Raw genomic sequence first — 26,350 nt, 5'->3', positions numbered from 1 at the left:
GTGACGCGATCTCGCCAGGTCAGGTTCGATCCTGGACATCATGGCGTGAAAACATGACGCTCATCCGAGCCAGATAGCATTGACCCAAATCCTGAAATGCAGTCCAGCGATACTGCCTGCTCAACGCAGCTATGAAGTTACCCATCTGGGAACAAATTGTCGCCGTGGCCGCCATCGCGTTCTCCGATGAAGACTTCTGGGCACTAGACGCAAAAGGCCGCAAGGCGTTCCAATCAATGCCATAGGAGAGCCCCCTCCCCGACATTCACAGTCCCAGCACAGAAAGGCCAGGGTGATTATCCGGACGGCGCTTTTCAGGCCAGTGGAACAGACGGCTAGTGGCTGAAATGGGTTGATCGTTGATTGAAGCGGCGCGGTAACGCATCAACCCTTTTTTATCGAATTCCCAGTTCTCATTCCCATGAGACCTGAACCATTGCCCGGTCTGATCCCGCCACTCATAAGCGAAGCGGACTGCGATCCTGTTGTCCTGAAAAGCCCAGAGTTCCTTGATGAGGCGGTACTTCTGCTCACGCTTCCATTTCCGCGTCAGAAACGTCACGATTTCCTCTCGACCGCAGATGAACTCCGAGCGATTGCGCCACTGGCTCTCGGGCGTATAAGCCTGCGCCACCTTTTCAGGGTCCTGACCATTCCAGGCATCTTCGGCGAGACGGACCTTTTGAATAGCGGTTTCGGTATTGAAAGGGGGAAATGGGGGTCGGGACACTGAAAATTTCGCCTCTGGTTCGGAGAAGGATCACGAGCTGATCCGGTGTCTGTCAATATTTCCCGGAAAAGCATTTGACGAAAGGACAATGATCCCTCATTTCAGGACATGCCCAGACAGATCGGTCTTCTGCTTTATCCTGACTTCCAGTTACTCGACGCCGCCGGAGTAACTGCGGCTTTCGAGATTGCCGGAGCGTTGGGAGACGCAACATATGAGACGATGCCCTTGTCCCAGCATGGGGGTCTGGTCCGGTCATCTTCCGGCATAGCGCTCGAGACCGTCCCGTTCGCAACGGCAGAGTCTTTTGACACGCTTATCGTTGTCGGAGGCGAAGGTCACAAGCTAGCCATGGCCTGTCCGGAGTTCCAAGCCTTCATACGACATCAGGCCAGCACAGTACGGCGGATATGCAGCGTGTGTACAGGAGCTTTTCTGCTGGCGGCGGCCGGGCTGCTCCAAGGACGCCGCGTGACGACGCATTGGCAACAGGCTGGGGTTCTGAAAGCACAGTTTCCAGAAGTCAGGGTCTCGGCAGATGCAATTTATGTCCATGACGGCCCGGTCTGGACATCTGCCGGCATCAGCGCAGGAATTGACATGGCTCTGGCGCTGGTGACTGAAGATCTCGGTGCAGACATCGGACGTCGGACGGCGCAGCAGATGGTGGTTTTCTATCATCGCCCCGGAGGGCAGTCCCAGTTTTCGGCTCTTCTTAAGATGGACAGCACTCAGGAACGCTTTGCCGAACTTCTGGGATGGATCCGGTCCAACCTGAGACAGCGCCTGACTGTGGACGTTCTCGCCAGCCAAGTCGGCATGAGTCCCCGGAACTTTTCACGCAGTTTCCGGGCAGCCGTGGGAATGAGCCCTGCCAGAGCGGTCGAACGACTACGTCTGGAGGCCGCACGCGAGCGGGTCGAGCGATCCGCGCATCCGATCGAAGCCATTGCCGTCATGACCGGCTTCCATGACCCCGAGCGAATGCGACGTGCCTTCCTGCGTGAATTTCACCAGCCGCCTCAGGCTATCCGGCGAAATGCCACTGGGTATCCAAGCTAAAACACAGTCCGGGCGGTACTTATCTCCCCCCTTGCGATGGCTGTATTACCAATCGGGCAGTCTACATGGTCATGACGTTTCCGTGACGTCCTTGCCCTATAAAGCTTTCTTCCACTCACGTGAAAATATAGACCAAACGCTTCCCGGCAAAGAATGCTTCAAGCGAAATTCTTGTAGCACCCGTACCAAACGGTTTGAACAGACTTCCAAGCTCAAGCGACGGCAATAGCATCAAGGCGTGCTTGAGCATCGTCTGATAGTTCGAGCGTTGCTGCTGCAAGATTTTCCGAGAGATGAAGGATATTTGAAGTCCCCGGAATGAGGAGTATGTTGGGTGAACGGGCCAGCAACCAGGCCAGCGCCACCTGCAACGGGCTTCCTCCGATACCGCCTGCGATCTCGGACAGGGCATCCGACTGGATCGGATTGAACCCACCCAACGGAAAAAATGCCACATAGGCAATGCCCTGTGCAGCCAACGCATCAATCAGTTCATCATCCTTCCTATGGACAAGATTGTAATGGTTCTGCACGCAGACAACTGGCGCGATCGTCTGTGCTTCGGCTATCTGGGCGGCCGTCGCATTGCTAAGGCCGAGATGGCGGATGACGCCTTGTTTACGCAGAGCAGCCAATGCCGAAAACGGCTCTTCCAGCGAGCCTTCTTTTGACGCGAAGATGTCACCCATCAGTCGCAGGTTGACCACATCAAGCTGCTCAAGCCCCAGATTGCGCAGATTGTCATGCACGGCTCTGGTCAGGTCTTCCGCGCTCTGGGCTGGCTGCCATGACGCATCCTCACCACGCATCGCGCCGACCTTGGTCACGATCACAAGGTTATCATCATAAGGATGCAGCGCTTCCCGGATGATCTGGTTCGTGACATGCGGGCCATAGAAGTCACTGGTATCGATATGATTGACCCCAGCTTCAACAGCAGCACGAAGCACAGTAACGGCGGTTTCGCGATCCTTTGGCGGTCCGAATACACCAGGGCCAGCAAGCTGCATCGCCCCGTATCCCATACGATTTACGACGCGGTCGCCGAGTAAAAAGGTTCCTGCATTAGTGCGGCTGCTCATTGGTATCTCCTTGATAAAAAGGTGCACACCAAACATGGACTACGCTCGAATGACCGATAAGCTGTTCAATCCTGGACGGGTCGTACGGAAATTCGCACAATGTCATTTGAGCTTGATGATCTCTCAGCGTTCGTCACGGTGGTGCGAGCAGATGGTTTTCGCGAAGCTGCACGTGTTTCTGGCCTTTCAGCGTCCGGTCTCAGCGAAGCTCTGCGGCGACTGGAAACCCGTCTCGGCACGCGACTGCTTCATCGCAGCACACGTAGTATTTCGCTCACAGAAACGGACGCTCGACTGTTCGAGCGACTTTCGCTAGCTCTTGCCGAGATCACCGCCGCACTCGATACGGTCCATGCGCAAACTGACCAGCCTGCGGGCACGATCCGCCTCAATGTGCCGGCCAATGTTGCCCGAACTGTACTGCCGGGCATTCTGTCGTCCTTTCTGATCGCTCATCCGCAAGTCCGCGTGGACGTGACGGTAGAGGATAGTTTTGTCGATATTCTCGCCTCTGGCGCGGATGCAGGCATCCGTTATGAAGAGCGCCTGGAACAGGACATGATTGCTGTTCCCATCGGGCCAGCCAAGCAGCGCGTTCTTGCTGCGGCCGCACCATCCTATCTATCCGCAAAAGGACGTCCCCAGCACCCGAGTGAGTTGCTGAAACATTCGTGTCTGCGTCTTCGCTTCTCCGGCGGAGCAGCAGCCATGTGGGAGTTTGAGAAAAATAGTGAGATTATTCGTCTTGATCCTCCCGGGCCTTTATTGGTTCAGCCCGGATCGGCCTGCGACCTTCTGGTTGAAACGGCTCTGGCGGGCCTCGGCATCGTCTGTCTGTTTGAAGACTGGCTCGCTCGCTCCTCACATCCACCGCGGTGCGCTTGAAGTGGTGCTTGAAGACTGGGTTACACCCTTTTCGGGACCCATGCTTTACTATTCTGGTCGCCGCCAACTTCCACTGCCGCTACGCGCGTTCGTCGATTCCATTCGTTCGCGTTAGTTTGCGGCACACTGAGTACAGTCTCCAAGCGTCATGGGAACTCCTGCAGGTTATCTCAGTATTGACGGGGAGGTTTCAGATGAGCGTCAATAGCGTAGATGTTGACAGGCAGTTTGACGCGGGAGATGCCGTCGCTCTGGAATGTTGCAGTCCGGTTGAGTTGAATTGCGGGAATCCACAATGAGCCAGATGCGGTGATCCACATCGCGTCCGCCCACACGAGGCGCGGATCGGCAATAAAGGTTGTAGCCTTTCCTTCTGGTGTGATTTTCAGAATACGCAAACGATCGACATCCGAAACATAGAGATTGCCGTTACCGTCAATTGCAGTGCCGCCCGTTGTTGGTGTGTCATAAAAGAATTTCACATGTGCACTGAGTTGAGCGTCGGTTAGTGACGTATTTTCAAGATCGGCTGTTGCGACTTTCCACATCGGACCCGAACTCGGCTGGAAATAAAGTATCTGTCCGTCTGGCGATACTTCAAGCTGATCGGCATGGATGCGGGCCTCGCGATTACCCGTCATCAGGATCTGACCTTCCGCACGCATCGGACGCTCGTCAGTGACGCACTGTCGATGGGACAGAATACGCCGCTGTCTGCCATTGTGAAGATTGACAAGAATCAGGGCAGGATCACCCGCATCGGTAAGGATCAGCGTATTGTCATGAAAACGCAGATCGTCCACATAGCTGTATCGTGTCGTTCCCTGCCGCAGCACGATCAAATGCACAGGACGTCTCGTTACAGGATCGAAAGCGACCAGCTTTGCGGGGGCGCCGTTGGGGGGGCCAGGCTTCCCTCCAACATTCGCCTCACCGGAATCCACGACCCAGAGCAGTCCGTCCGGACCGATGCGGATGGCGTTGACCCGTACGAAGCTGTGCAGCGCGTCGTGCGACTGCTCCCAGTCGTTCCAGCCCGCATCAGGGAAAGGTCGCATGGAGCCGTCCGGCAGCAATTCCCCCATCGTAGGTCCGTTTCCGCCGCCACCCCAATAGGGAAACGACATGAACACACGGCCCTTATCAGTGGTGGTCACCGCATTCATGATGCGATTGGACGAATAGACAGTCCGCAGCACGGGAGCGGAAGAGATCTGCGCTCTTGCGACCGGGTTTGCTACGCCAGTTGCAAAAACCACGGCAGCAACACAAGAGACACATCTTGAAATCTGCATGGGAAGCTCCTGCATAAGGCAAGTGTTACCGGATCATGGTCTTGAAGATCCGGGTCTGTTCAATGAGCGCGCTCTCAACGGGTAGGCGTTCCATGCTGGAAGCGCCGTAGAATCCATGGCAATCAGGGCATGCGTTCAATACTTTCTGTGCATCGGCTGGCATCGCGATGGGGCCGCCGTGACAGAGAAGGATCACATCCTCACGCACGCTCCTCGCCGCATCGGAAATTTCATTGATAAGCTTGATAGAATCATCGAGCGTGAAAGCCGTCTCGGCGCCGATGCTTCCTCCTACCGTCAGTCCCATATGAGCGACCAGGATATCGGCGCCGGCACGGGTCATGTCCTTCGCCTGCTCGGCGTCAAAAACATAGGGCGTTGTCAACAGATCTTTCTTCCGCGCGCGGGCGACCACATCCACTTCAAGGTTGTAGCTCATGCCTGTTTCTTCGAGATTTTTACGGAAATTTCCGTCGATCAGTCCGACTGTGGGGAAGTTCTGGATGCCTGAAAACCCGACCCGGCGCACGTCATCGAGGAAAACGTCGAAATCCACGAAGGGATCGGTGCCGTTAACACCAGCCAGAACCGGTGTGTTCGGCACGACCGGCAGCACTTCCCGCGCCATATCCATGACAATCTGATTGGCGTTACCGTAAGCCAGAATCCCTGCCAGAGATCCACGTCCGGCCATGCGATAACGGCCCGAATTATAGATAACGATCAGGTCGATCCCGCCTGCTGCTTCGCATTTGGCTGATAGGCCGGTTCCTGCGCCGCCACCAACGATTGGCCTGCGTTCATCGATCAGTCTATGCAGACGGGCGAGGATGGTGCTACGTTCGATCCGGGGCATGATTAATTCTCCTTGAAAAGCTGGATAAGTTCTTCTGCCATCGCCTGAGCGAAGGCTGGATCATTCATGGCGAGCGGCAGACTGATGAAACGTCGATTTACTGTCTGTTGCAATGTCGCAAGAAACGCATCGCGAAAAGCTTCATTGGCTACAGGGTCGTAAAAAGGCTGTTCTGGACGATCAAGTTGTGAAAACCCTTCTTCCGGATAAAAGAACCGGACGGGCCCGTCACAGCGGTTGAGACGTTCACCGATCAGGCGTCCCATCTGCCGACACTCCGCCGGCGTCGTGCGCATGAGGGTGATAAACGGATTGTGGCGCACGAAAACACGGTCACGATAATGCTCAGGCACCGTCTCGATCGCGCCGAAATTTACCATGTCGAGACCGCCGCAACTTCCGACATATGGCACTCTTGTTCGGGCGATAACGTCGAGGCGTGAGACCTCGCAGGGAAAGATGCCACCCGCGACGAAATCGCAGAACTCCGTTGTGGTGATATCCAGAACTCCGCGAATGATGCCTTGAGCGACAAGACGCTCCATTGATTTTCCGCCTGATCCTGTGGCGTGGAAAACCAGACATTCGAAGTCGTGCTCAAGCACATGCATCGTTTCTGTAACACATGACGTAGTCACGCCGAACATGGTGATACCAATGGCCGGACGGCCTTCTGGAGGAGACGTGTATCGGTGGTGGGCCATCCCCGCCATGGCGTTGGCTGCGTTAGCGAGAACCGTTCGGGAAATGCGGTTCAGTCCCTGCAAATCCACAACGGGATAAATCATCGCGATATCGGACTCACCCACATAGGGTTCGATATTGCCGGAAGCTACCGTGGAAATAAGGATTTTCGGCAATCCGATCGGCAATGTCTGTAAGGCGGGTGCGACGATAGCTGTACCTCCCGAGCCGCCAATGCCAATCACCCCGGCCAGATCTGTGCGACCCGGCAGGAAGCGCTCGAGCGCCTCGGACATCGCGGCAATTGCTCGCCCACGATCTCCGCAGAAAACGGCTGTGTTTCCGCCAGGATGACATGCAGCGACTGTCTGTGCCGATATATCCGCAGGGGCGGATGTACTGTCCGTGCTGACGTCCACGATCAAGGCCTGAATGCCATTTTCTGCAAGAACAGAACGCAGATAAATCAGTTCGGCAGATTTCGTATCAGCTGTTCCGAGAAGATAGACATGCGGTGTCATGGTCCGCGCTACCTGCGTTCAGGAAAAAGCCGTGACATTTTCAAGCATAGTTACGACCAATGGTCCTTCCATGCCTTTTTCAAGTGCGGATTTCATGGCGAGAAAATGCGGTTGCTGTTCGTGTTCATGGATGGCGGCTGCGCTTTGCCATTGTTCGATGAACACGAAATGCAAAGGATCATTAAGATCGCGGCGGCAAATATAGGAAAAATTGGTCGCTTCCTGCCTCGATGCTTTGATGCACGTGGCCACAACGGGCAGAACTTCGTCGAGATAATCTTTTTTAAGATAAAAGGATGCGACGACTGTAATTCCCTGAAAACTCTCGCACATTGTCTTCTCCCAACCATTGACCTGTTGGAAGCCTAACCGAAAGAGACACTTTCAGTATATCGATATAGTGTCACGTGACACTATACCCTTGGCAAGGAGGCAAGCCGACCGGACACGCTTGAGGGCCTCGGGCAGTTTTCGGAGTGGCTCATTCCCCAAAGCAAGACGGACGCCAGTATTAAGTGGTGCCTCCACAGCCTGAAAAGACGTCATGGAAGGAAGAGAAATACCGAGGTGACGTGCATGCTCGATGACACGCGCAACCTGCTCTATGGGCATAGGAACCCACACATGAAAGGCGTGATAAAGGGGTTTGACGGCTTCAGGGAGATTGGAAACCACCAGTTCCTGACGGCGAAAAGCTTCGCGATGGAGCGCGTTGCGTACGCTTTCCGCTGTTCCATCCTCCATCCATTGCGCCATCATGGCATAGGAAAGTGGCGCGATCATCAATGAAGATGCAAGCAGCGCAGGTAAACACTTTTCCACATAACAGATTGGTGGAACCAATGCGCCGATGCGCAGTCCCGGACTTAGGATCTTTGACAGGCTGCAGACATGAAAGGTGCGTTCCGGAGCCAGTTCCATGAAAGACGGTCTGGAAGGATTGCGTTCGGCAACATAGACTCCGTCTTCAATGATCAAGGCATCGAACTTCCTACAAAGAGAAGCAATATCTTGCCGGCGCTGCAACTCCATTGTGGCCGTGGTCGGATTATGCATGGTCGGTGTCAAATAGACGGCCGCGCGCTCACTTCGGTTACGTTGCAGAATATCCTGCAGTGCAGCAGGAAGAATGCCTTCCGCATCCATCATGGTGGCGCGAACAGGTAAACGGCTTTGACGCATGGCCTCCAGCATGCCGGGGTAGGTCTGTTCCTCCGTTATGGCGTACGTCACAGAGGGTCGGATCACGTTAAGAGCCACGTTTAATGCCTGTTGGGCGCCGGAGGTCAGAAGTAAGCCTTCCGGCCTAACATCAATTCCCAAACCGGCGAGCCAGTGCGCCATGATCCGCCGATGTTCGAGATGTCCTGCGACAGGTGGATAGACATTGAACAAATCCGGATCGACCTGTTTCGCCAGTCGAGTGAGCGTACTGGCCAACGCTCTGTTGCTGAACATTGGCGGGGGCATGTTTGTGGCAAGATCAAATCTGGTCCCGGGATTTTCCTGCTGCACAGCAACGAACATCCCGCGCCCATGCACGCTACACACAAGCCCTCGCCGCTCCAGAATAGCATAGGCGCGCGTTACGGAACCGACACCGATTTTCAGCCGCCACGCCAGATCCCGATGGGCGGGAAGACGCTCATCCACCTTGAGCTTTCCGGAAAGAATGTCATTTTCCACCGCGTCCGCCAGCCGCTCCGCCGGAGAGGCATTTCCGGTCACCAGATATGGCTGCCAAGACGATTGAAGGCGCATAGTCAGTTCTTATCCTAGAGTTCAAAGCTTAAAGTCAAATATAAATTCTGTATGGAACTTTTTGAGATACATTGATGTGAATTTCTTTTCCTTGAATTTAAATATGATGAAATCCTATTTACTAATGATATTATGTTGCATCCGTCACAATCACTGTACGGATACGTTCTAAATCATCGGACATAGGACCTCATCCCGCATAGGATGGACTGTGGTCGTGTTGATAGCATCGGCCATGTAAATAAAATAACACGCAGGACATAATTGACATGTCGCTAGGTCGGTTGGGCAGCATGATGCCCTTCAGCAGGCCTCCCATGATGTTGCCGATGATCTGTCCCCAACGTTAAAGTGCGATGAAATGCATCGCGTGTGGCCGCAGGGTCTGTAATCCTCCCGAACATAGATCAATCGCGCAGGCAAAGAGCATGAGTGGCACGGCCGCATGAATGAACATCGATCCGACAAGGCTCAGCCCCTAAGCGTAATAGATGTTCGCAATGGTCATGCCACAGACAGTGGTAAAAAACGGCGACAATTGATGAAGAGAACTGGAACGGGCGCTGGTTCACACTTCTGCTCTTAATAGAAACGTGGAAAGATGTTGCGTCCTTATGCGAGAGGCGGCAGAGCGGGAAGAATACGGTCCAGAGTAATGGGAAACTGGCGAATACGGGCGCCGGTCGCATCAAATACGGCGTTGGCGATTGCTGCAGCCGCACCGTTGATCCCGACCTCGCCGATGCCTTTCATGCCCAGAGGGTTGGCGACCGGTTCGGTTTCGGGCAGCAAAACAGCCTCAATGTTCTGGATATCGGCCAGCACCGGCACATGGTAATTGGCCAGATCACGCATCGCCATCTGCCCCCGATGATCGACGGTATTTGCCTCGATAAGTGCGGAGGAAAGCCCCCATATCATGCCACCCAGTGCCTGTGAACGAGCCGTTCGCTCGTTGATGATGCGCCCACAGGCGAATACGCCCAGCATCCGCTTCACACGCGTCTCTCCTGTATGGACATTGACGGCTACTTCAGCGAACTGAGCACCGAAACTGGCTTCGGAATAGTGCTTCGTTTCGTCTCCGGGTGTGATCTTTCCTTCGGCCGTCATGCCCCCCGCCTCGCGCACCAGCCGCAGGATGGTTTCAGGACTTCCGTCCCTTCCCTTCGCCATCTCGTCAAGGCGATGTCTGAGGGCCACGCATGCCTCATAGACGGCCGATCCTGCGCTTTCGGCACCGAACGAGCCACCGGAGCCGGACGTTTTGGGAAAATCGGTGTCGCCCAGCATGATCGTGACCTTCTCCATCGGCAGACCGACCGTTTCTGATGCAATCTGGGTGAGGATCGTGATCGTTCCGGTTCCAGGATCGGTCATGTCCAACCGAACCACAAGCTGTCCTGCGGGTGTAAGGGTGACCTGCGCAGCCGAAGGGCGGACAAGATTGTCCCGCATAGCCGAGGCAACGCCCTGCCCTATCAGCCAGTTTTTCTCGCGCCTGCGTCGACGTTGCATCCAGCCAAAGCGGCGCGATCCCTCCTTCAGGCTGGCGACGAGATGCCGAGAACTGTATGGCTTTCCAGTCGTCGGATTGACGGGCGTATCGTTGAGAATACGGAACGCGACCGGATCCTGACCGCAGGCATGCGCGGCTTCGTCAATAGCACATTCCAGCGCCATGGACCCATTTGCGTCTCCGGGAGACCGCATGGAATCCGAGCGCGGCAGATCCAGTCGAACAATGCGCTGCGTTGTCCGGATTGCCCTAGCTCCATAGAGGCCTTTGGCACCCGCCGTGCTGCCATCGACATAATTGTCGAAAGAGGCCGTCTGACTGATGGCGTCATGGCTGATGGCGGTTATCCGCCCGCCAGCCGTCACACCCAGACGCACCCTGTGGGACACGGCAGACCGATGGGTCGTGGCGGTGAACATCTGCTGCCGCGTAAAGCTGAATTTGACAGGCTGCTGGAGTTGCCGGGAGGCCACGGCACAGAGCACCGCATCGGCGAAATAAGGTAGCTTGCCCCCGAATCCCCCGCCGATAAGCCGAGCGACGACGCGCACCCTGTCCTCTGGAAGATTCAGGGTCCTGGCGAGACCGGTGCGGGTTGCGGAAGTAATCTGCGCCGGCGTATGAACAGTAAGATGATCGCCATCCCAAATGGCAATGCTGGCCTGGAGTTCGATGGCAGCATGGTTCTGATAAGGCGTTTCGTACTGGACATCGATGTGGTGCTCAGCTGCTGTAAAGGCGGCGTCGAAATCCCCGACTAAACTGTCGGAGGACTGGCCGCCATGCAAAGGCGCAGGATCGATGCCATGCTCAGAATCGAGGACAATGCGTGCCTGTTCCTCTTCGTACTGCACACGGATAGACATGGCGGCGGACCGAGCACATTCGAAGCTTTCAGCTACGACGAAAGCCACGGGTTCTCCGAAATAGCGCACCCGGTTGTCACGGAAGACCGGCTGTGCACGTGCAAAACGCACATTGGCATTCAGCGGTCCCCATTCCGCTTGCGGCAACATGTTGTGGTGGGTGAGAACAAGGCATACGCCCGGGGCTTGTTCCGCGGCCGAAGTGTCCATGGCGGAGATGTGGCCGCGGGCGATACTGGACAAGATAACGGCGCCATGCAAAATAGGCTTGGTTGCGCCTATCTCGGCGGGTTGCAGATCGAAAGTGTAAAGCGACGCCCCCGTCACCTTCGCCTTGCTTTCCACCCGCGGAATGCCTTTGCCGATCGGCGTCATGTGCGAGGCACCTGTTCCAGTCCCGTCAGGAGATAAGGGTGGCGACAAGAGTGCGTCGTGCAAGAAGAATCTTGAAATCATTGTCCCCATGGCCTTTCGCGCCTTCGAGAGCGATGTCACAGGCGTGTTCAATGGTGGAAACCTCAGCGGGCTGGTTCTGCAGGACAGCCTCGGCAGCCTCGATGCGCCATGGCCGAGGTGCGATGCCGCCGAATGCGAAACGGACCGAGATGATCCGCCCATCCCGGATGTCCGCGACGGCACCGACGGAGACAAGCGCAAAAGCATAGCTCGCCCGATCGCGCACCTTGCGATAATGATGCACGCCCGTCGGTGGGGGTGGCAGGCTGATTTCAGTAATGATTTCACCAGCCTGCAATGCCGTCTCCCGTTCCGGTGTTACGCCTGGCAGAAGGTGGAAGGACGCAATAGGAATGGTCCGGTTCCGTCCCGTCGCATCCTGCACATGAACCGTGGCGTCGAGGACACGAAGCGCCACCGACATGTCCGACGGATTGACCGCAATGCAGGCTTTACTGCCGCCGATGACGGCGTTCATGCGGTTTCCTCCGTTCCATGCGCCGCAGCCGGAGCCGGGCTGGCGTTTGTTGCACGCATCCGTCGTATCGTAGAACTGGACGCATCGTGTGCGCTGAAGCAGATTGCCGCCGGTGGTCGCCATGTTACGGATCTGAGCGGAAGCACCGGCCAGAAGCGCACGGGAAAGCAAAGGATAGCACTCCCGGATGAGAGGATGGGCGGCCAGCGCTGTGTTCGTGACGTCAGCACCAATTCTGACACCTCCCTCAGGCGTAGCGGTGACATGATCGAGCCGAGGAAGCCTGCGGACGGAGACAAGCCTGTCCGGCGTCTCGATCTGAAGCTTCATCAGGTCGAGAAGATTCGTGCCCCCGGCTATGGGACGCGCTCCAGAGGCTGCAGCATGGGCTGCATCGTCAACGGAATGCGCGGTCGAAAAGGCGAAATTTTTCATGCCGGCACCTTTGTGCGCGCCAATTCGATCAGGGCGACGGAAATACCGACATAGGCGCTGCACCGACAGAGATTGCCGGACATGCGTTCATGCAGTTCTTCGGTCACCGCTTCAGGGTGCGCCGAAAGGTCGGCGGTGATATAGCTGGGATTTCCAGCGGCAAGCTCACGTAGCATCCCGACGGCGGAACAGATCTGTCCGGACGTGCAGTAGCCACACTGGAAGCCATCATGATCGATGAAAGCCGCCTGCACGGGATGAAGTGTCCCGTTCGCCGCTGAGAGACCTTCGATGGTGGTGATGCTATCCCCCTCATGCATTGCGGCGAGGCTGAGACAAGACAGGATACGCTGACCGTTTACCAGAATAGTACAGGCGCCACATTGCCCGTGATCGCAGCCCTTGTGCGTTCCGGTCAGGATAAGCTGCTCACGCAAGAGGTCCAGCAGCGTGGTGCGTGTGTCCACCGTCAGGTCGTAATGTTCGCCATTAACGGAGAAAGCGGCCATAGCCGTTTCCACCCCTTTGGGCGGGTGAGATGGCGGGGTGTGCCGCCGGGAGGCGAGAGCTCGGGCCCAGACTGGACGCAGAATCTGACTTGCACTGAGGAGCGCCATCGCTCCGCGCAAGACCATGCGGCGCGACAGCTTCGCGATGTGCATCGGCAAATCGACTGGCATGTTGAGACGCGGCTCTTGGGGCATGCACCGCTCCTTTAGCGCTCTGATTTTACGGAGAACTTAAGCTTACCTGAACGTTACGTCTCAATGGCAACCTGTAATAGAATGTCTCACGCATACGTGACTATCATTCCCATCAGCAATCGTTCTTGGCTTTACATCCATTTGCCTGGGTGTTTGGTCTTGGGATTTGATGATGTGATATTTTCACGCGAGTGGAAGAAAGCCTAATGGGACAAATACGTCTTGGTAGTGCCAGGGCCACTCATGCCGTCCAAGCAGCAGTGTAGCGATTACAAGCTTCGTTCGCGACGCTGAACCGGGAGGTCGGGATCAATCCGAAGACGGGTCCCAAAGAGCCGTGTTTGACAGTTCTGACTAAGGCGGAGGAAACCATGTCAGTTGCCTTCCGTCGCCATACCCCGCTGTCGCTAGATGACTGCCTTTATGCCTTGCAGGCCAGCATTCTACTCCGCACCCGGACTTCAGACCTAGACACGTTTATCCCACAATCCGTAGAACATGTCCGACGCACCTTCAGGAGGAAGGGGCCTGAGATAGACGTTTTTCATATAGCTCATGCCCCTTGCTCCGGACACACGCCATGTCTGCTTGTTGCAACTAGAGAGATGCTTAAGCACAGAGTTTTCGCAAAAGATTCTTATTGCGATATTACAACAAGAAAACGGGCGCGGGGTACTGACAACGGTTGATTTACCGGACGGATCGTCTGCGTGCGTTTAGGGCCGTAAAAATCAGCGCAGTGAACAGCACTTCAAGAGTCAGAAGGCCAATCCAGGTTAGGGTATCAATGATTGGGAAATCACTGCGATGAAACTCCAGAAACAGGCTGGTTATCAAAAGAGCGAAACCCGCGCGTTGCAGTCCCAGACGATGAGAACGGAACGGCGATTTTTGAAAGAGAATGCTGCTCCCATGGGTTGATCCAGCAGCCAGCAGAAACATTGCGGATTGCCCGCAGAGAAAAGATAGCCCGATCATATTTGTTCTGCTTTTTCATGGCAGGCCCGGAAAGCCGCGTAAGTAAAAGCTCCCGAGAACAGCAGGCTTATCGCTGCCATGCTTTTCGTGACAGCATTGCTGCACGGAACGCTGAAGGCTGCAATAGCGAGACAGGCGAGAGCGCAGGCTCCCAGCAACATAGGCCAGGCACGCCTTGCAGGGCTACTGACTGCAACAACCAGCGCCAGACCCCAGATGATGAAAACGCACTGGATTTCACGATCCGAGCGATACAAAAGTGTAAACGGAAGCATTCTGTTCGCCAGAAAGTACGAGGCAAATGCCAGTGGCATTCCTGCCAGAACACCAACATTCAGCCGATTTGTCAGGACATGTCCGAAATGGTGTGACAGGCGCAACCGTTTCATCGTCCACAGACGCATTCCACTGCCGATCACAGCCGTCAACATTAGGCCGGAGACAAAGTAGAGCCATCGGGTTAGGTCTGGTGCAAACCGCGCGACGTGTAGCCCATACAGGAATGTATAGGTGCGGATGACGGGTCGGGTTTCGATATGCTCCTTCATGAAATGGCCTGTTGTTCCATCGAACGTTAGAGTGTGGGATGTTGTGCTGACAGTGCCGTTATTCCCGGCCATGACCGTGATCAGGGATGCCCTGTCAGAGGGATTGAAGACATTGATCTGGGAAATTCCAGCGCCTTTAAAACGCTTTTCCGCTTCCTGAAGTAACGGCGTAATGGAAACGAGCTGGCCGGGTTTTCCACTGGCTGGCCGAGACTCAAGGGCCGGGTTCAGGTCCGTGAACGCTGCCATCGGATCGTGTCTGTAAATGGCTTGGGAGCTCCAGGGCAGAAGCATTGTGACGAGAGTAACAGCTCCGGTAAAAGAGATCATCAGATGGAAGGGAAAAGCGACAACTCCCAACAGGTTATGTGCATCCAGCCAGCTTCTCTGCCCCCTGCCCGGCCGGAATGTAAAAAAGTCGGCAAAGATTCGCCGATGGACGATCAGCCCGCTTACCAGCCCCACGACCAGTGCGAGAGCCGCCACGGCAGCGATCAGGCGCCCGTAAGGATAGGGAAGCTTGAGTTCGAAGTGGAAGCGGTAAAAGAACTCACCCCCTGCCGTGTCACGGATGCCGTCCGGACTTCCGGTCTGAGGATCTAGAGCCTTCTGAGTATAGCCACCTTCAGGCCTTTCCCAGATACCTAACACGTAAGGAGCACGGTTATCAGGAGCCGTAAGATACCAGGCAGAAGACTTCGCGGCATGATCCGTGAGCCACGCAATAGCGTGTACAGTGGAATCAACGGGCTGGACAGGCCCATCCCGGAGTTCCGGGCGCATCCAAACACTGATGTCTTCCCGAAACACACTTAAGGATCCGGACAGGGCTATGGCGAATAGGAGCCAACCTGTGATCAGCCCCAGGCCCGTATGGAGCCACGCCATGGAGGCACGGAACGATCCTTTCACGGGCGCCAGCCTGCCAGCAAAGACAGTCCTGTCAGACAGAGAATGGCAAAGACGGTTATAACCAGCGCCTTATGTCCGTCAGAAACGGCAAAGCTCACCATGAAAACGACAGGCCAGATCAGAAGACCTGCAAGCATTCCCATCATGGCGCGTTCAGCGCACAGGCCGGGAAGCCAGAGCGCAAGGCAGATCCCGGTAAAGGCTGATAGCGCATAGCCGCCGGGGATGGCAGCAAGGATCCGGAAAGCCAGATCCCACCGCCTTAGCAGATAAGGCTTACCAGCTGTAGCCAATAGTGGCCTGAGCGTTCCGGCGCTCTCCATAGTAACAAAATTCCTGACCGTAGGAAGCATAGCTCAGGCAGTTGGCCACAAAGTTCCTGTCGAACAGATTGCGCACACTGGCCGAAACGTTCCATCCACGCAGAGAGTGTGACACTTTCGAGAGGTCATAACGGACGGAAGCATCAAAAAGGGCATATTGTGGAACCCACACGCTGCCATAATCCGCTTCACCTCCATAGGACTTGTTCGTGTAACGCATGCCACCGCCAAAACCCAAACCCTTCAGTGGGCCGGACGGCATAGTATAGAATGCGAACAGGGAGGCATTGCCCTTGCCTGACTGAATCAGCGGTTTTCCGGTTGAATCATCCTTAACCTTCTGAAAACTGACTGCCGCCGTGAGCATAAGGTTCCTGAACGGCTCGGCATGAGCCTCCAGCTCGAACCCGTCAGAATGGACCCTGCCGCTTTCGACACTGTAAGCCGTGTTGGCGACAGCGACGAGCACATTCGTTTGTTCGATATGAAATCCGGCCGCGCTCAGCAGGATCGAGGTGCCCGGAATCTGATACTTTACGCCGCCTTCAAGCTGCTTACCGAGAGAGGGGTTGGCCTGACGGAGCGTTGCACCCCCGTTGCTGGAGACCGTACCAGACTGTGGCTGGAAGGATGTCGAGTAACTGATATACGGCGCCAGTCCAAAGTCGAAATGATAGAGGCCGGAAGCACGCCAGGTAATCTGACTGGGGCTCTCCTTCGTATCCGAACCGTAGATATGCTCCACTTGATGGGAACGATACCAGTCGTTCCGGATGCTGCCAGTCACTATCAGACGTTTCCAGCGAATTTCGTCCTGACCATAGGCACCAATCTGGTGTGATGTCGTGTCGTAGCTGATATACGGGGCCGCAGTCGGGATGCTCATGTTGTAATTGGGGTGAAAAACGTTCAGGTCTGGAGCTGAACCATAGAAGCCCTGTTCAGAAGCTGTCTGTTGCATGTAGTCAAAGCCGAACATCATTGAGTGAGTGAGCGGTCCTGTGCGGACATGGCCCTTGAACTGGCTGTCAAACGCCAGATTGTGCGTATGTTCGTTCGTGCCAAAAGCGGAGCGGGCCAGAAGCCCGTTTGCTTCATCACTGTAATAACCACTGTCATAAACACTGCGATACTGCGTCTTGATATCATCGTAACGGCCGCGCGTGCTGAAGCTCCAATCCTTGTTGAAACGGTGATTGAAGATATAGGTAATGGAGCCGTGCCTGCGATTGAATTTCTCATAGTTGGCATCACCATCATAAAAGTTACGTGACAGATATCCGAATGTTGCACGCTTGAGGGAACCGACCAACGGAACGCCGCCATAGGATCCGTTTTCCGGATCATACTGATAATTGCCAAGCAGGGTCAGTGTCGTCGGGCCATCGCCGCCAAAGGTAAAGGAAGGGCTGATGCTGAAACGACGGCTGCCGGTCCGGGAAAGCTGCGTATGCTGGCCATTAACCGTTCCATTGACGCGATAACGGACAAACCCGTTATCCGTCGCAAACCCACCGACATCCGCATCGACACGATACAGATCGAACATACCGCCCGTTGCGTTCACGCTGCAATAGGATCGCTGATCCGTCGGAAGTTTGCTGGACAGGGCTGTCAGACCACCCGGACTGGACTGACCATAAATCGCGGAGGCTGGTCCCTTGAGGATTTCAATACGTTCTAGACGGGACGTGTCAGTCTGAGCAATGGCGTAACCTGTCGGGCTGTCCTGCAGCCTCAGTCCGTCGAGAAATGTTGGAATGGAAAAGCCGCGCAGCAGGAATTGGTCATATCGCGTTCCTTCGCCACCCCGTAGGTCAGGCGTGATGCCCGCAGTGTACCGCACAGCCTGATTGAGGTTCAGAACACCACGCAGCGTCTTTACAGCAGCTGGATATGAACTAGGCTAAAGAGGAATGTTTTAGCCGCGACTGTTCCGAAAATAATTTGGCGCCTTGACGAGCTATCGCACGGATATCGCAACGGGACGCGTCAGCGTTAGAAGCCCTTCCGGCCCGCGGGTTGTACCGTAACCACTGCCGCCACATCCCCCGAAGGGCAATCGTGGGTCCGCGGTTGGAACGATCAGATCATTAATACAAATTGAACCTGAGCGAAGCCGCCGTGCCAGCCGTGTCGCTGCAGACACCGGTCCGAAAATACATGCTCCCAAGGCATAGGACATTTTCTTCTCCAGCTTCAGCGCCTCCTCCATGTCCGACACACCTGTCAGCGCTAGCCAGGGCATGAAGATGTCGGTATCCAGCAAAGTATGAAGCCCTTCCACCTGCGTGAATATGGTCACATCCTCGACCGTCTCTGCACACCCCCCTGCAGCTTTGAATGCGCTCCATCTGAACCGTAAGTCGCGCCCAGCCCAGCGCTGTCGCATGATAGGGGCGGTTTTTGCACCAGCATGGACCGCAGCAGCGTCAGAAACGCCGTTTTGTCCTCATGGAAGATGAAAACCCGGTGTGGGGCGATACATGTCGCCCCATTGTTCAGACGGGCACCATAGACGAGCCGGCGAGCTACATGTTCTAGGTCAGCCCCCGGCAACACGAACACCGGGTCCACGCCAGAAAGCTCCATGATTGTGGGCGTCAGTGTCTTGGCCGCCTCCTGAAGGCACACACCGCCCCGTCTGCGCCGAGCCTGTGAGTATGATCAGATCAAAACCTGCAGCTACCGCCTCCACTCCAGAATCCGTCGGCAGAATCATGCACACCGCGGGAGGAAAACCGGCATGCACCAGAAGATCAGCCAGAAGACAGGCGGCCGTCTCACCCCCTGGAGCCGGCTTCAGGGCCACAACGTTTCCTGCCACCAGGGCCTGCAGGATCTGGATCCCCGGCAGCATCAGCGGATAATTTCCCGGTGCCAAGATCAAGACCGCTCCGAAAGGTCGCCGCTCCACACGCGATGTCACTCCCGGCAGCCACAGCGGGCGCCCCCATACACCTGCTTTCCGCCCCCGTAGGACCTTCTTGGCATTCCGCTCAAGAAACTTGCACGCCGCAAGCACAGGTAACAGTTCGGCCGTCAGCGTCTCCACTACCGGGCGGTCAGGAAACAGACCCGGCAACATCCACCACCTACGCCGCAGAAGACGACGAAAACGCCTGACCAGACGCAGCCGCACTGTCATCGGAACCCCAGCCCACAGTTCTGCGGCTTGCTTCAGCTGTTCAACCGCATCATCAGGTAGCATCTTAGGGATGCCTTATTTCACCCTCAGCGCTACGGACACGGCGCTGTTCTGAGTCCAAAACGAAAATGCCGCATCGGCAAAACGGGGTGGTCCGAAATGCATCGGCGGATTACGCGAAAAGCCAAGCGGCTCTTTCGGCATTCCCAGGAAATTCTGGTCCAGCTTCTGATTGGCGTTGCGATCCTGGAAGACCTGGACCGCATAAATCCCGGGCCGGATAGTCTCGAACATCACGCTAACCTGTCCCGCCTTTGATGGTGTGATCGCATGATACCCGCAATCCGGATGCAGGAACTCCGCCTTCGTACAAACAGCAACGCGAATGCTCCCTGCTGCATCCGGAATGTTTGTCACCGTCACATCAAGCGCAGCAGCCTGCACAACACAGGGAAGCAGCAGCAGAGACAGCGTCAAAGACAATTTCACCATACAGATCTCCGTGGATAGGACCGCCCCCGCCAGCGCGGCGCATGCCCTAGACACCCGCCAATTAACGCCTGCCACTGAAGCAGAAGCAACATTGCCGTTCCAAGCGGCGCCAGTACAACCGTGCCCCAGCCCTGCCGGAAACGGTACGAGATCAGACCGCGCGTCAGAAACGTCATCCCGGCCGCCAGCTTGGACACCGGCGTCCCCGGCAGGAGGAACGGAAGAATTTGTGCCGCCCCTAGCAGCACGGTCCAGACCGGCAGCCCCCGAGGCGTCGCCATGCCCTCCGTCGCGTTTTTCAGAAGCCCGTTCCAGACATCTGCCGCCCGGTGATACATCCGGCATGACGCGATGTCCGTCGCATCAAACAACATTGTCCTGAAGCCAGCGCTCCGAAACTGCCGTGCAAGCGCAAGCCCGTCATGCAGCCTGTTGCGGATGGCAGCATATCCCCCACTCACCCGATAGGCACTGCGCCTTACGAAAACGAGCTGACCACAGGCCGCAGCAAACTCCGGCTTCTGCCCGGTGTCGAACACCATCGGCAAATATCCCAGCAGCAGGACATGAATGAACGGCAGCAGCAACCATTCCAGAAATGTTCGCGTCACCTGCCGGGGCACGCCACTGAGAAACGCAATCTCGGGCCGCGCCGACATCAGGGCGGAAAGCCGCGCCAGCGCATCGGGCCGCAGCCGCACATCCGCATCCACAAACAGCATTAGATCATGTCGCGCGGCCTCTCCCAGCAGCGCACAGGCATGTGTCTTGCCACACCACCCTTCCGGCAGGTCTGGCGCCTGCAACACCCGCAGCCGAGGGTCAGTGCAGGCACGCAGGATATCCAGCGTCCTGTCGCTCGAATGATCGTCCAGCACGACCAGTTCCAGCTCCACCCCCTCACTGGCCAGAACCGTGTCGATCGCCCCCTGGATAGTCTCTTCCTCATCCCGCGCCGGAATCAGCACAGAGACCGGCCCATGCCCAGATTTATCCGGAAGTCTGCGCAACCGGCCCAGATTCAGCAGCGTCATGACAAACGGCAGAAGAGCCGCGCCGAATGCCAGTTTCTCAAGCTTCCGGGTCATGGATCATGCCGTGGCTGAAAATTCTCCCGACGCACCCATTGCCGGACCCTGCGTCCCAAATCATAAATCCCGCCAATCCCCGCCTTTTCCTGCACAAACGTCGTAAAACGCGATGCATCGCGCGTGCACGCATCCTGGGCCAGTGCGTCCATCGTCTCCGTCAGGGCCTCCTCCATGCGTGCCGTCACACAACGCACACCCTCCCCCTCACCCATAGGTACCGGAGCGCCGAATCTGAGCAACAGCTCCGGCCGGATCTCATTCCAGAACGGATATTCGATCGCTAGCGGCACAAGCCGGACCGAAGGCATATGCCGTACCAGATGCGCAAACCCCGGCTGAAGCCGGACGGGCCGGACACGACTGTCAGTGAAGTGCCCCTGAGGGGTTATCCACAGGACATTACCCCGCCGCAGCACATCCTGCGCCACACGAACAAATCGCCGGAGCGACTGCGGATCATCCGGATCAACCGGTATCAACCCAGCTTTTTCCAGCAGCGGATACCGCTGCAATGCCGCAGCCTCCATCGGCCCGTAGCCATGACAGTGTCCGAAAAAATGATGCTGCAACCATGCAAAGACCGCCGGATCCCACCACCCCGGATGGTTCGCACACACAACAAGAGGCCCACGATGACGCAATGCCTCGCCATTTCCTGACAGCCGGACCGCATTGAAGCGCCGCCCAATCCCCCGGCGCATCCCCCGAGAGACGAGCGCAGCCACCAGCGGATGACGCCCCCCGGGCGCTGTCATGATGCGCGCGCTTCCGCCATGTCATGATCGGCACAATCCGCAGCAATCCAGCCCGACATCAGCGCCATTGGCATGCCCGCCCCCGGATGTGCAGCCCCTCCCGCAAGATACAGTCCCGGAACATCCGCCGACCGATTTGCAGGCTTGAACGCCCCATTAAGGCGGCCGTGGCTCGCCAGACCGTAGATCGCACCGCGCAGCGTCGAATAACGCTCCTGTATATCGAGCGGCGTCAGATGATGCTCAACCCTGATCCGTTCCTCCAGATCAGGCATCTTCCCGCAGCGCTTCAGCTTGTCCAGAATGATCTGCCTGTACCCCGGAAAGATCTCCTGCCAGTCCTGGCCCCGGTGGATGTAGGGCGTATGCACCAGGACATACAGCGCCTCCCCCCCTTCCGGTGCTACATCCGGATCAGTCCGCGACGGTGCCGCGAGATAACAGGTCGGATCTGGCGCGGGTACGCCTTGGCGGTAGATGGCATCGAATTCCTTTTCCGGATCAGTGGAAAAGACAAAATCATGATGCGCCAGATGATCGTAGGCTCGATCCAGCCCGAGATACAGCACCACCCCCGAACAGGCCGGCTTCCGCCGCTTCCACTGACGCTCGAACCCTGCGCTCGGAACATACATCAGCAACTCCCGCATCGTACGCACACTGTCCATGTTGGAGATGATTACATCCGCCTCCAGCACGTCACCCTGCGCGGTCAGGACGCCACAGGCACGGCCGTTCCGCGTTAGTATCCGCTGCACCGGCACCCTGCTTCTGAACTCGATCCCGAGATCCTCTCCAAGCCGGGTCAGTGCTTCAGGCACAGCACGGGTACCGCCCATCGGATACCAGACCCCGTCATGATTCTGCATGTCGGCGATACCCAGCAGCACGGCCGGGGCTTGGAACGGACTGGACCCCACATACTGCGTCAGATGATCCAGCATCTGGGCCGCCCGGGGATTGTGAATGCGCTTGCGTATCTCCCGGGCAAACGTGGAATCCATCCGCAGTCGCAACACGTCGCGTAAGGTCGCAAGCGTGAACGTGCCACGCAGATCCATCATATCCGTGAGGCCACCAACACTTTTCCAAAAGAAGAACCGCTCGGATGTGTCATGCAACTGCTGACTGGTCTCCATCAGGCCGCGATAACCGTCTCCGTCCCCTGCGCACAGGCTTTCCAGAACCTGCGCCATCCGCTCCGCATTTTCCTCTAGATCGAGCGTCTGTCCGTCCTCGAAAAAACAGCGCCACTGCGGATCAAGCCGCCGCAAATCCAGTCGCTCATGCATATCAACACCCGCTTCGGAGAAAACACGCTTCAGTACACGCGGAACGGTCAGAATGGTCGGCCCCATATCGAACCGGTAACCTCCCTCCCGCCATTCCACAGCCTTGCCCCCAAGCCACTCATTGGCCTCAAGCACAGTCACTTTGTGGCCACGCGCAGCCATCGTGCAGGCCGCCGCAAGCCCCCCAAGCCCGGCTCCGATAACAATGACAGACGACCTCTGTTCAGGACATGACATGGGTGGCCCCTTTCCGGGAACGCCAATTGAAAAACGCAAAGCGCCTGCGGGGTGCAAGATCCCGGACCACCAGATCGCTGCTGATCCGCGCACCTTCGAAAATTACCGGAAGCCCGCTGCCTGGATGGGTTCCCCCACCCGCCAAATAAATGCCCCGGATATCTTCAAAACGGTTATGGGGCCGCCAGTACAGCATCTGCCCCAGATTATGCGCCAGATTGAAGACCGCCCCCTTGTGAACGTCATAACGCTCCTCCCAGTCGGCGGGCGTTATGATCTGCTCAAAGCGGATCCGCTCCTCAATATTCGTAAAACCAGCCTTTTCCAGTCGTGCCATCAAGAGCCTGCGGGCCTGCGCCCGTGTCTCATCCGTCCAGTCCACACCCCCGTCACGCAGATGCCCGACCGGCATCAGGACATAGAGTGTGGAATGTCCCACCGGCGCCTGGCCCGGATCGGTTACACAGACATTCTGGATGTAGAGGGATGCCTCCTCGGACAGCATTTTCCCCGCCTCGATTTCAGCGAAGTTCTGATCATAAGATCCCGAGAGGAAAATCGTGTGATGTCCCTTGTCCGGCACACTTCCTTTGATCCCGAGATACATCATGAATGTCGAGCAGGAATATTTCTTCCGCTCGATGGACTTGTTCTTCCATCGACGCCGTTTGCGGTCCGGAACCAGCTTCGTCATCGCTCGCCCGAAATCGGCATTGATGATAACGGCATCCGCCCGCTCAGGTCCCTGATCCGTTAGCACTCCCGTTGCATGTCCCTTGCGGGTCAGGATCTCACGCACGGGCGTATTCAAGCGGATCGTAACCCCAAGCCGCTCCGCCGCCTGCCCCATGGCCTCCATGACGGCCATCGTGCCCCCGACGGGATGATAGATGCCGTATTCATACTCCATGAAGCTCAGGATCGTGAAAAGGCTCGGACATCTATAGGGCGACATGCCAAGATATTTGCTCTGGAACGAAAAGGCGAGCCGCGTTCTCGGATCACGGAAATACCGGCTCAGATCCCGATCCACCGAGGACAGCGGCCGCAGCTTCGGAAAGGCCCGCAGCATGTCAGGCCGCAACAGATCCAGCACATTGTTGAAAGGCCGCTGCAAAACAGGAATGAAGCTCCGGAACTTGGTGCGGTTATCGGCAATGAACTCCCGAACCTTCCCGGCATCCTGCACATCAATCCGCGCAATTTCACGCTCCAGCATATCGATGTCGGAGGTGACCTTCAGGGAAGGGCCGTTTTCGAAAACCAGATCGTAGTTTTCGTCGAGCTTTTTCAGGGTGATCGTATCTTCCATCCGTAGCCCGCAGCGCTGGAAAATGTCCCGAAGGATCTGGGGATAGAGAAAGAACGTCGGCCCGGTATCGAACCGGAACGCTCCGGCCTCACACTCACCCTCAATCACGGAAGACCGCCCCCCGAGTTGGCCGTGTCGCTCATAGAGCGTGACGTCTGCGCCCTCGTGGGCCAGCAGCATTGCTGAAGCCAGTCCACCTGGCCCTCCACCAACAATCGCAATCCGCCGCCTGGAGAGCGAACCAGATTTGGTGACAGTTCTAGATATCGAGCAATTCTCCAAATTCTGGTTTCTTCCACTTGAGCAAGTATCTCGGCCTTTTAAAAAAACCGACATTTTCTGGAGACGAAGTCTCAGTCCAGCAAAAACTCACCCCGAGGGCATTCGTTGCACGAGGGAAAATATTTATATTGATCTTACACTTCACCCAGATCTCGCAGCTGAGCGGCCTGTTAATTTTCCATCGTTGATAGGTACAAACCCAGTCCAGGCGGGAGCCGTTGTCACTAGTCAGGCCGCCGCGATACTCCCGCGCTGTCAGGCAAGAGGCTTATAGTCTCCTTCACGTTTCTTCTTGCCCTTCCCGCCAGACTGCCGGAGGATTTCTATCTGATATTTAAATCGATCGCCCGCGACGGCTTCCACAGAGACCCGTCAGATGCCAATTATTGCTTGTTCGGATCGCGCAGATACCTTTTCATCTTCCTGACGAAGTTATGAGGGTCAGGGCAGGAGATCTACGATGTGTAACCTTTATGCCCAGACATCTTCCCAGGACGAAATCCGGGCCATCGCGCAGGTTTTAAGCGATCATACAGGCAATCTTCCACCGATGCCTGATATCTATCCCGACTACGCGGCACCGATCGTTCGTAACGGTAAGGACGGCAGGGAACTGGTTCTGGCCCGGTGAGGGATGCCATCACCTGTTTTCGCCCTGAAGGGCCGCAAGGTGGACCATGGTATCACGAATATTCGCAATACGGCCTCTCAGCACTGGCGACGCTGGCTTGGCGTGCCCCATCGCTGTATCGTGCCGTTTACGGCTTTTTCTGAACAGTCGTGCCAGCAGGACGGATCATTTCGTCCGGTGTGGTTTGCAGCGAATGAAACCAGACCCTTGAGATTTTTTGCGGGTATCTGGACGTCCTGGACATCGGTACGGAAGCTCAAAGAAGGAGAAGTAACAGCGGATCTCTTTGGTTTTCTTACAACCGAGGCCAATGGCGTTGTGGCACCTTATCACCCCAAGGCCATGCCAGTTATTCTGCGGAGCAGAGAAGAGATCAAGACCTGGCTGACCGCCCCAACTCCTGTCGCGCTGGAACTGCAAAGGCCGTTGGCAGACTCTGCGCTTCAGGTTCTTTGAAACAAAACGTCCTTTTATTCTTCTGCATGACCGAAGTCGGAAGTACGCCGGGTTTGGCCGTTCCGCGAGCCATGACTGAGAGCAGCCTGAATACGATCTATCAGCTCAGAGCGCTGATAGGGCTTCCCCAAAACCTCGAAACTGTTGTTTTCCGGAGCGTTTAGAGACATTTCGTCATTATAGCCTGTGGTCAGAATAACAGGGGTGCCCGGACTTATTGCCGTGATCTTTTCTGCAAGTACCAGACCATTCGGGCCGCCTGGCATGATGACGTCAGAGAAAACTGCGTTGAAAGGCTGTTGTCCGGAAAGCGCCTTCTTGAAGACATCGAGAGCTTCCACTGCGTCCTGAGCGACAGTCACCTGATATCCGGTCTCCATAAGGGATTCCGCAGCAAACTGTGCGATATCAGAGTTATCCTCCACAACCAGGATACGAGGTGAATTCGGAGTGTCCGCGACAGGATGAGCTTTGTAACCTGTATGGCCTGACGTGGTGTCGGCACGCTCCTTCGGCGTATAGATCGGGAAAACCATACTGATGCTAGTGCCATGCTCTG

Annotated in this window: 23 protein-coding genes and 3 pseudogenes; 4 read left to right on the top strand and 22 right to left on the bottom strand. The window is 56.3% G+C overall.

Going from position 1 to position 26,350, the window contains the following annotated elements; genetic code table 11:
• Positions 1-265: 265 nt before the first annotated feature.
• Positions 266-730 carry a nuclear transport factor 2 family protein gene (locus GMO_RS04100; protein ID WP_008851022.1) on the bottom strand — a complete coding sequence of 155 codons (465 nt, stop codon included), beginning with the start codon at positions 728-730 and terminating at the stop codon, positions 266-268.
• Between the two features lie 108 nt (positions 731-838).
• Between GMO_RS04100 and GMO_RS04095 the strand changes: the two genes are divergently transcribed.
• Positions 839-1,792, top strand: coding sequence for a GlxA family transcriptional regulator (locus GMO_RS04095; protein ID WP_008851021.1), 954 nt, complete (start codon positions 839-841; stop codon positions 1,790-1,792).
• A 212-nt stretch (positions 1,793-2,004) separates the two neighbouring features.
• Here the strand turns inward: GMO_RS04095 and GMO_RS04090 are convergent, their stop codons facing one another.
• A complete protein-coding gene (locus GMO_RS04090) occupies positions 2,005-2,874 on the bottom strand; it encodes an aldo/keto reductase family oxidoreductase (protein ID WP_040507445.1) in 870 nt (289 codons plus the stop codon).
• Between the two features lie 99 nt (positions 2,875-2,973).
• Here GMO_RS04090 and GMO_RS04085 point away from each other — a divergent pair, with 99 nt between their 5' ends.
• Complete coding sequence (locus GMO_RS04085) at positions 2,974-3,759, top strand: LysR substrate-binding domain-containing protein (RefSeq protein WP_008851019.1); 786 nt, start codon at positions 2,974-2,976, stop codon at positions 3,757-3,759.
• Between the two features lie 170 nt (positions 3,760-3,929).
• On the opposite strand, the gene GMO_RS04080 is transcribed toward GMO_RS04085, so the two are convergent.
• The 8 genes from GMO_RS04080 to GMO_RS04045 all read right to left on the bottom strand — a co-directional run bounded on the left by GMO_RS04080 (position 3,930) and on the right by GMO_RS04045 (position 13,334).
• Complete coding sequence (locus GMO_RS04080; RefSeq protein WP_040507869.1) at positions 3,930-5,054, bottom strand: L-dopachrome tautomerase-related protein; 1,125 nt, start codon at positions 5,052-5,054, stop codon at positions 3,930-3,932.
• Positions 5,055-5,079: 25 nt separating this feature from the next.
• Positions 5,080-5,910 (bottom strand): phosphoenolpyruvate hydrolase family protein, encoded by an 831-nt coding sequence (locus GMO_RS04075; RefSeq protein WP_008851017.1) that lies wholly within the window; start codon positions 5,908-5,910, stop codon positions 5,080-5,082.
• A gap of 2 nt (positions 5,911-5,912) precedes the next feature.
• Positions 5,913-7,115: a Tm-1-like ATP-binding domain-containing protein gene (locus tag GMO_RS04070; RefSeq protein ID WP_008851016.1), complete on the bottom strand. Its 1,203-nt coding sequence runs from the start codon at positions 7,113-7,115 to the stop codon at positions 5,913-5,915.
• A gap of 18 nt (positions 7,116-7,133) precedes the next feature.
• Complete coding sequence (locus GMO_RS04065) at positions 7,134-7,448, bottom strand: putative quinol monooxygenase (protein ID WP_008851015.1); 315 nt, start codon at positions 7,446-7,448, stop codon at positions 7,134-7,136.
• A 51-nt stretch (positions 7,449-7,499) separates the two neighbouring features.
• On the bottom strand, positions 7,500-8,876 hold the full coding sequence (locus GMO_RS04060) for an aminotransferase-like domain-containing protein (protein WP_040507443.1): 1,377 nt from the start codon (positions 8,874-8,876) through the stop codon (positions 7,500-7,502).
• Between the two features lie 612 nt (positions 8,877-9,488).
• A complete protein-coding gene (locus tag GMO_RS04055; protein ID WP_008851013.1) occupies positions 9,489-11,636 on the bottom strand; it encodes a xanthine dehydrogenase family protein molybdopterin-binding subunit in 2,148 nt (715 codons plus the stop codon).
• Between the two features lie 25 nt (positions 11,637-11,661).
• Complete coding sequence (locus GMO_RS04050; RefSeq protein WP_008851012.1) at positions 11,662-12,630, bottom strand: FAD binding domain-containing protein; 969 nt, start codon at positions 12,628-12,630, stop codon at positions 11,662-11,664.
• The gene (locus tag GMO_RS04045; protein WP_456303442.1) at positions 12,627-13,334 is read right to left on the bottom strand and encodes a 2Fe-2S iron-sulfur cluster-binding protein; all 708 of its coding nucleotides are present in this window, start codon (positions 13,332-13,334) and stop codon (positions 12,627-12,629) included. The genes GMO_RS04050 and GMO_RS04045 overlap by 4 nt, the downstream gene beginning before the upstream one ends.
• A gap of 206 nt (positions 13,335-13,540) precedes the next feature.
• On the opposite strand from GMO_RS04045, the pseudogene GMO_RS14630 reads away from it, so the two are divergent.
• Positions 13,541-13,798: pseudogene (locus tag GMO_RS14630) on the top strand (IS481 family transposase); the annotation flags it as partial.
• A 510-nt stretch (positions 13,799-14,308) separates the two neighbouring features.
• On the opposite strand, the gene GMO_RS04035 reads toward GMO_RS14630, so the two are convergent.
• The 11 genes and pseudogenes from GMO_RS04035 to GMO_RS03995 all read right to left on the bottom strand — a co-directional run bounded on the left by GMO_RS04035 (position 14,309) and on the right by GMO_RS03995 (position 24,758).
• Positions 14,309-15,772: a PepSY-associated TM helix domain-containing protein gene (locus GMO_RS04035; RefSeq protein ID WP_008851009.1), complete on the bottom strand. Its 1,464-nt coding sequence runs from the start codon at positions 15,770-15,772 to the stop codon at positions 14,309-14,311.
• Positions 15,769-16,065 carry a hypothetical protein gene (locus GMO_RS04030; protein WP_040507440.1) on the bottom strand — a complete coding sequence of 99 codons (297 nt, stop codon included), beginning with the start codon at positions 16,063-16,065 and terminating at the stop codon, positions 15,769-15,771. Before GMO_RS04030 ends, GMO_RS04035 begins: the two co-directional genes overlap by 4 nt.
• Positions 16,049-17,971 (bottom strand): annotated as a pseudogene (locus GMO_RS04025) (TonB-dependent siderophore receptor); the annotation flags it as partial. The gene GMO_RS04030 and the pseudogene GMO_RS04025, both read right to left, overlap by 17 nt.
• Positions 17,972-18,058: 87 nt before the next feature.
• On the bottom strand, positions 18,059-18,400 hold the full coding sequence (locus tag GMO_RS14625) for an aldehyde dehydrogenase family protein (RefSeq protein ID WP_008851006.1): 342 nt from the start codon (positions 18,398-18,400) through the stop codon (positions 18,059-18,061).
• Positions 18,397-18,687: an aldehyde dehydrogenase family protein gene (locus GMO_RS14835; RefSeq protein WP_280985120.1), complete on the bottom strand. Its 291-nt coding sequence runs from the start codon at positions 18,685-18,687 to the stop codon at positions 18,397-18,399. The genes GMO_RS14625 and GMO_RS14835 overlap by 4 nt, the downstream gene beginning before the upstream one ends.
• The gene (locus tag GMO_RS14830) at positions 18,641-19,306 is read right to left on the bottom strand and encodes an aldehyde dehydrogenase family protein (protein ID WP_008851005.1); all 666 of its coding nucleotides are present in this window, start codon (positions 19,304-19,306) and stop codon (positions 18,641-18,643) included. The genes GMO_RS14835 and GMO_RS14830 overlap by 47 nt, the downstream gene beginning before the upstream one ends.
• 12 nt (positions 19,307-19,318) lie before the next feature.
• A complete protein-coding gene (locus GMO_RS04015; RefSeq protein WP_008851004.1) occupies positions 19,319-19,735 on the bottom strand; it encodes a DUF2141 domain-containing protein in 417 nt (138 codons plus the stop codon).
• Entirely contained in the window at positions 19,729-20,823 is a 1,095-nt protein-coding gene (locus GMO_RS04010; RefSeq protein WP_008851003.1) for a glycosyltransferase, read from the bottom strand. Before GMO_RS04010 ends, GMO_RS04015 begins: the two co-directional genes overlap by 7 nt.
• Positions 20,820-21,581 carry a lysophospholipid acyltransferase family protein gene (locus tag GMO_RS04005; protein WP_040507438.1) on the bottom strand — a complete coding sequence of 254 codons (762 nt, stop codon included), beginning with the start codon at positions 21,579-21,581 and terminating at the stop codon, positions 20,820-20,822. The genes GMO_RS04010 and GMO_RS04005 overlap by 4 nt, the downstream gene beginning before the upstream one ends.
• Positions 21,578-23,110 (bottom strand): phytoene desaturase family protein, encoded by a 1,533-nt coding sequence (locus tag GMO_RS04000; protein WP_040507437.1) that lies wholly within the window; start codon positions 23,108-23,110, stop codon positions 21,578-21,580. The genes GMO_RS04005 and GMO_RS04000 overlap by 4 nt, the downstream gene beginning before the upstream one ends.
• Positions 23,097-24,758, bottom strand: a complete 1,662-nt coding sequence (locus GMO_RS03995) for a phytoene desaturase family protein (RefSeq protein WP_083813594.1) — start codon at positions 24,756-24,758, stop codon at positions 23,097-23,099. The genes GMO_RS04000 and GMO_RS03995 overlap by 14 nt, the downstream gene beginning before the upstream one ends.
• Before the next feature lie 406 nt (positions 24,759-25,164).
• Here GMO_RS03995 and GMO_RS03990 point away from each other — a divergent pair.
• Positions 25,165-25,791 (top strand): annotated as a pseudogene (locus GMO_RS03990) (SOS response-associated peptidase).
• Between the two features lie 14 nt (positions 25,792-25,805).
• Here GMO_RS03990 and GMO_RS03985 read toward each other — a convergent pair.
• Positions 25,806-26,327 (bottom strand): response regulator, encoded by a 522-nt coding sequence (locus GMO_RS03985; RefSeq protein ID WP_008850997.1) that lies wholly within the window; start codon positions 26,325-26,327, stop codon positions 25,806-25,808.
• Positions 26,328-26,350 lie beyond the last annotated feature (23 nt).

The sequence above is a fragment of the Gluconobacter morbifer G707 genome, assembly GCF_000234355.1.
Lineage (GTDB): Bacteria > Pseudomonadota > Alphaproteobacteria > Acetobacterales > Acetobacteraceae > Gluconobacter > Gluconobacter morbifer.
Note: the sequence above shows the minus strand (reverse complement) of the source record. Positions and strands in the feature narration are given on the sequence as shown.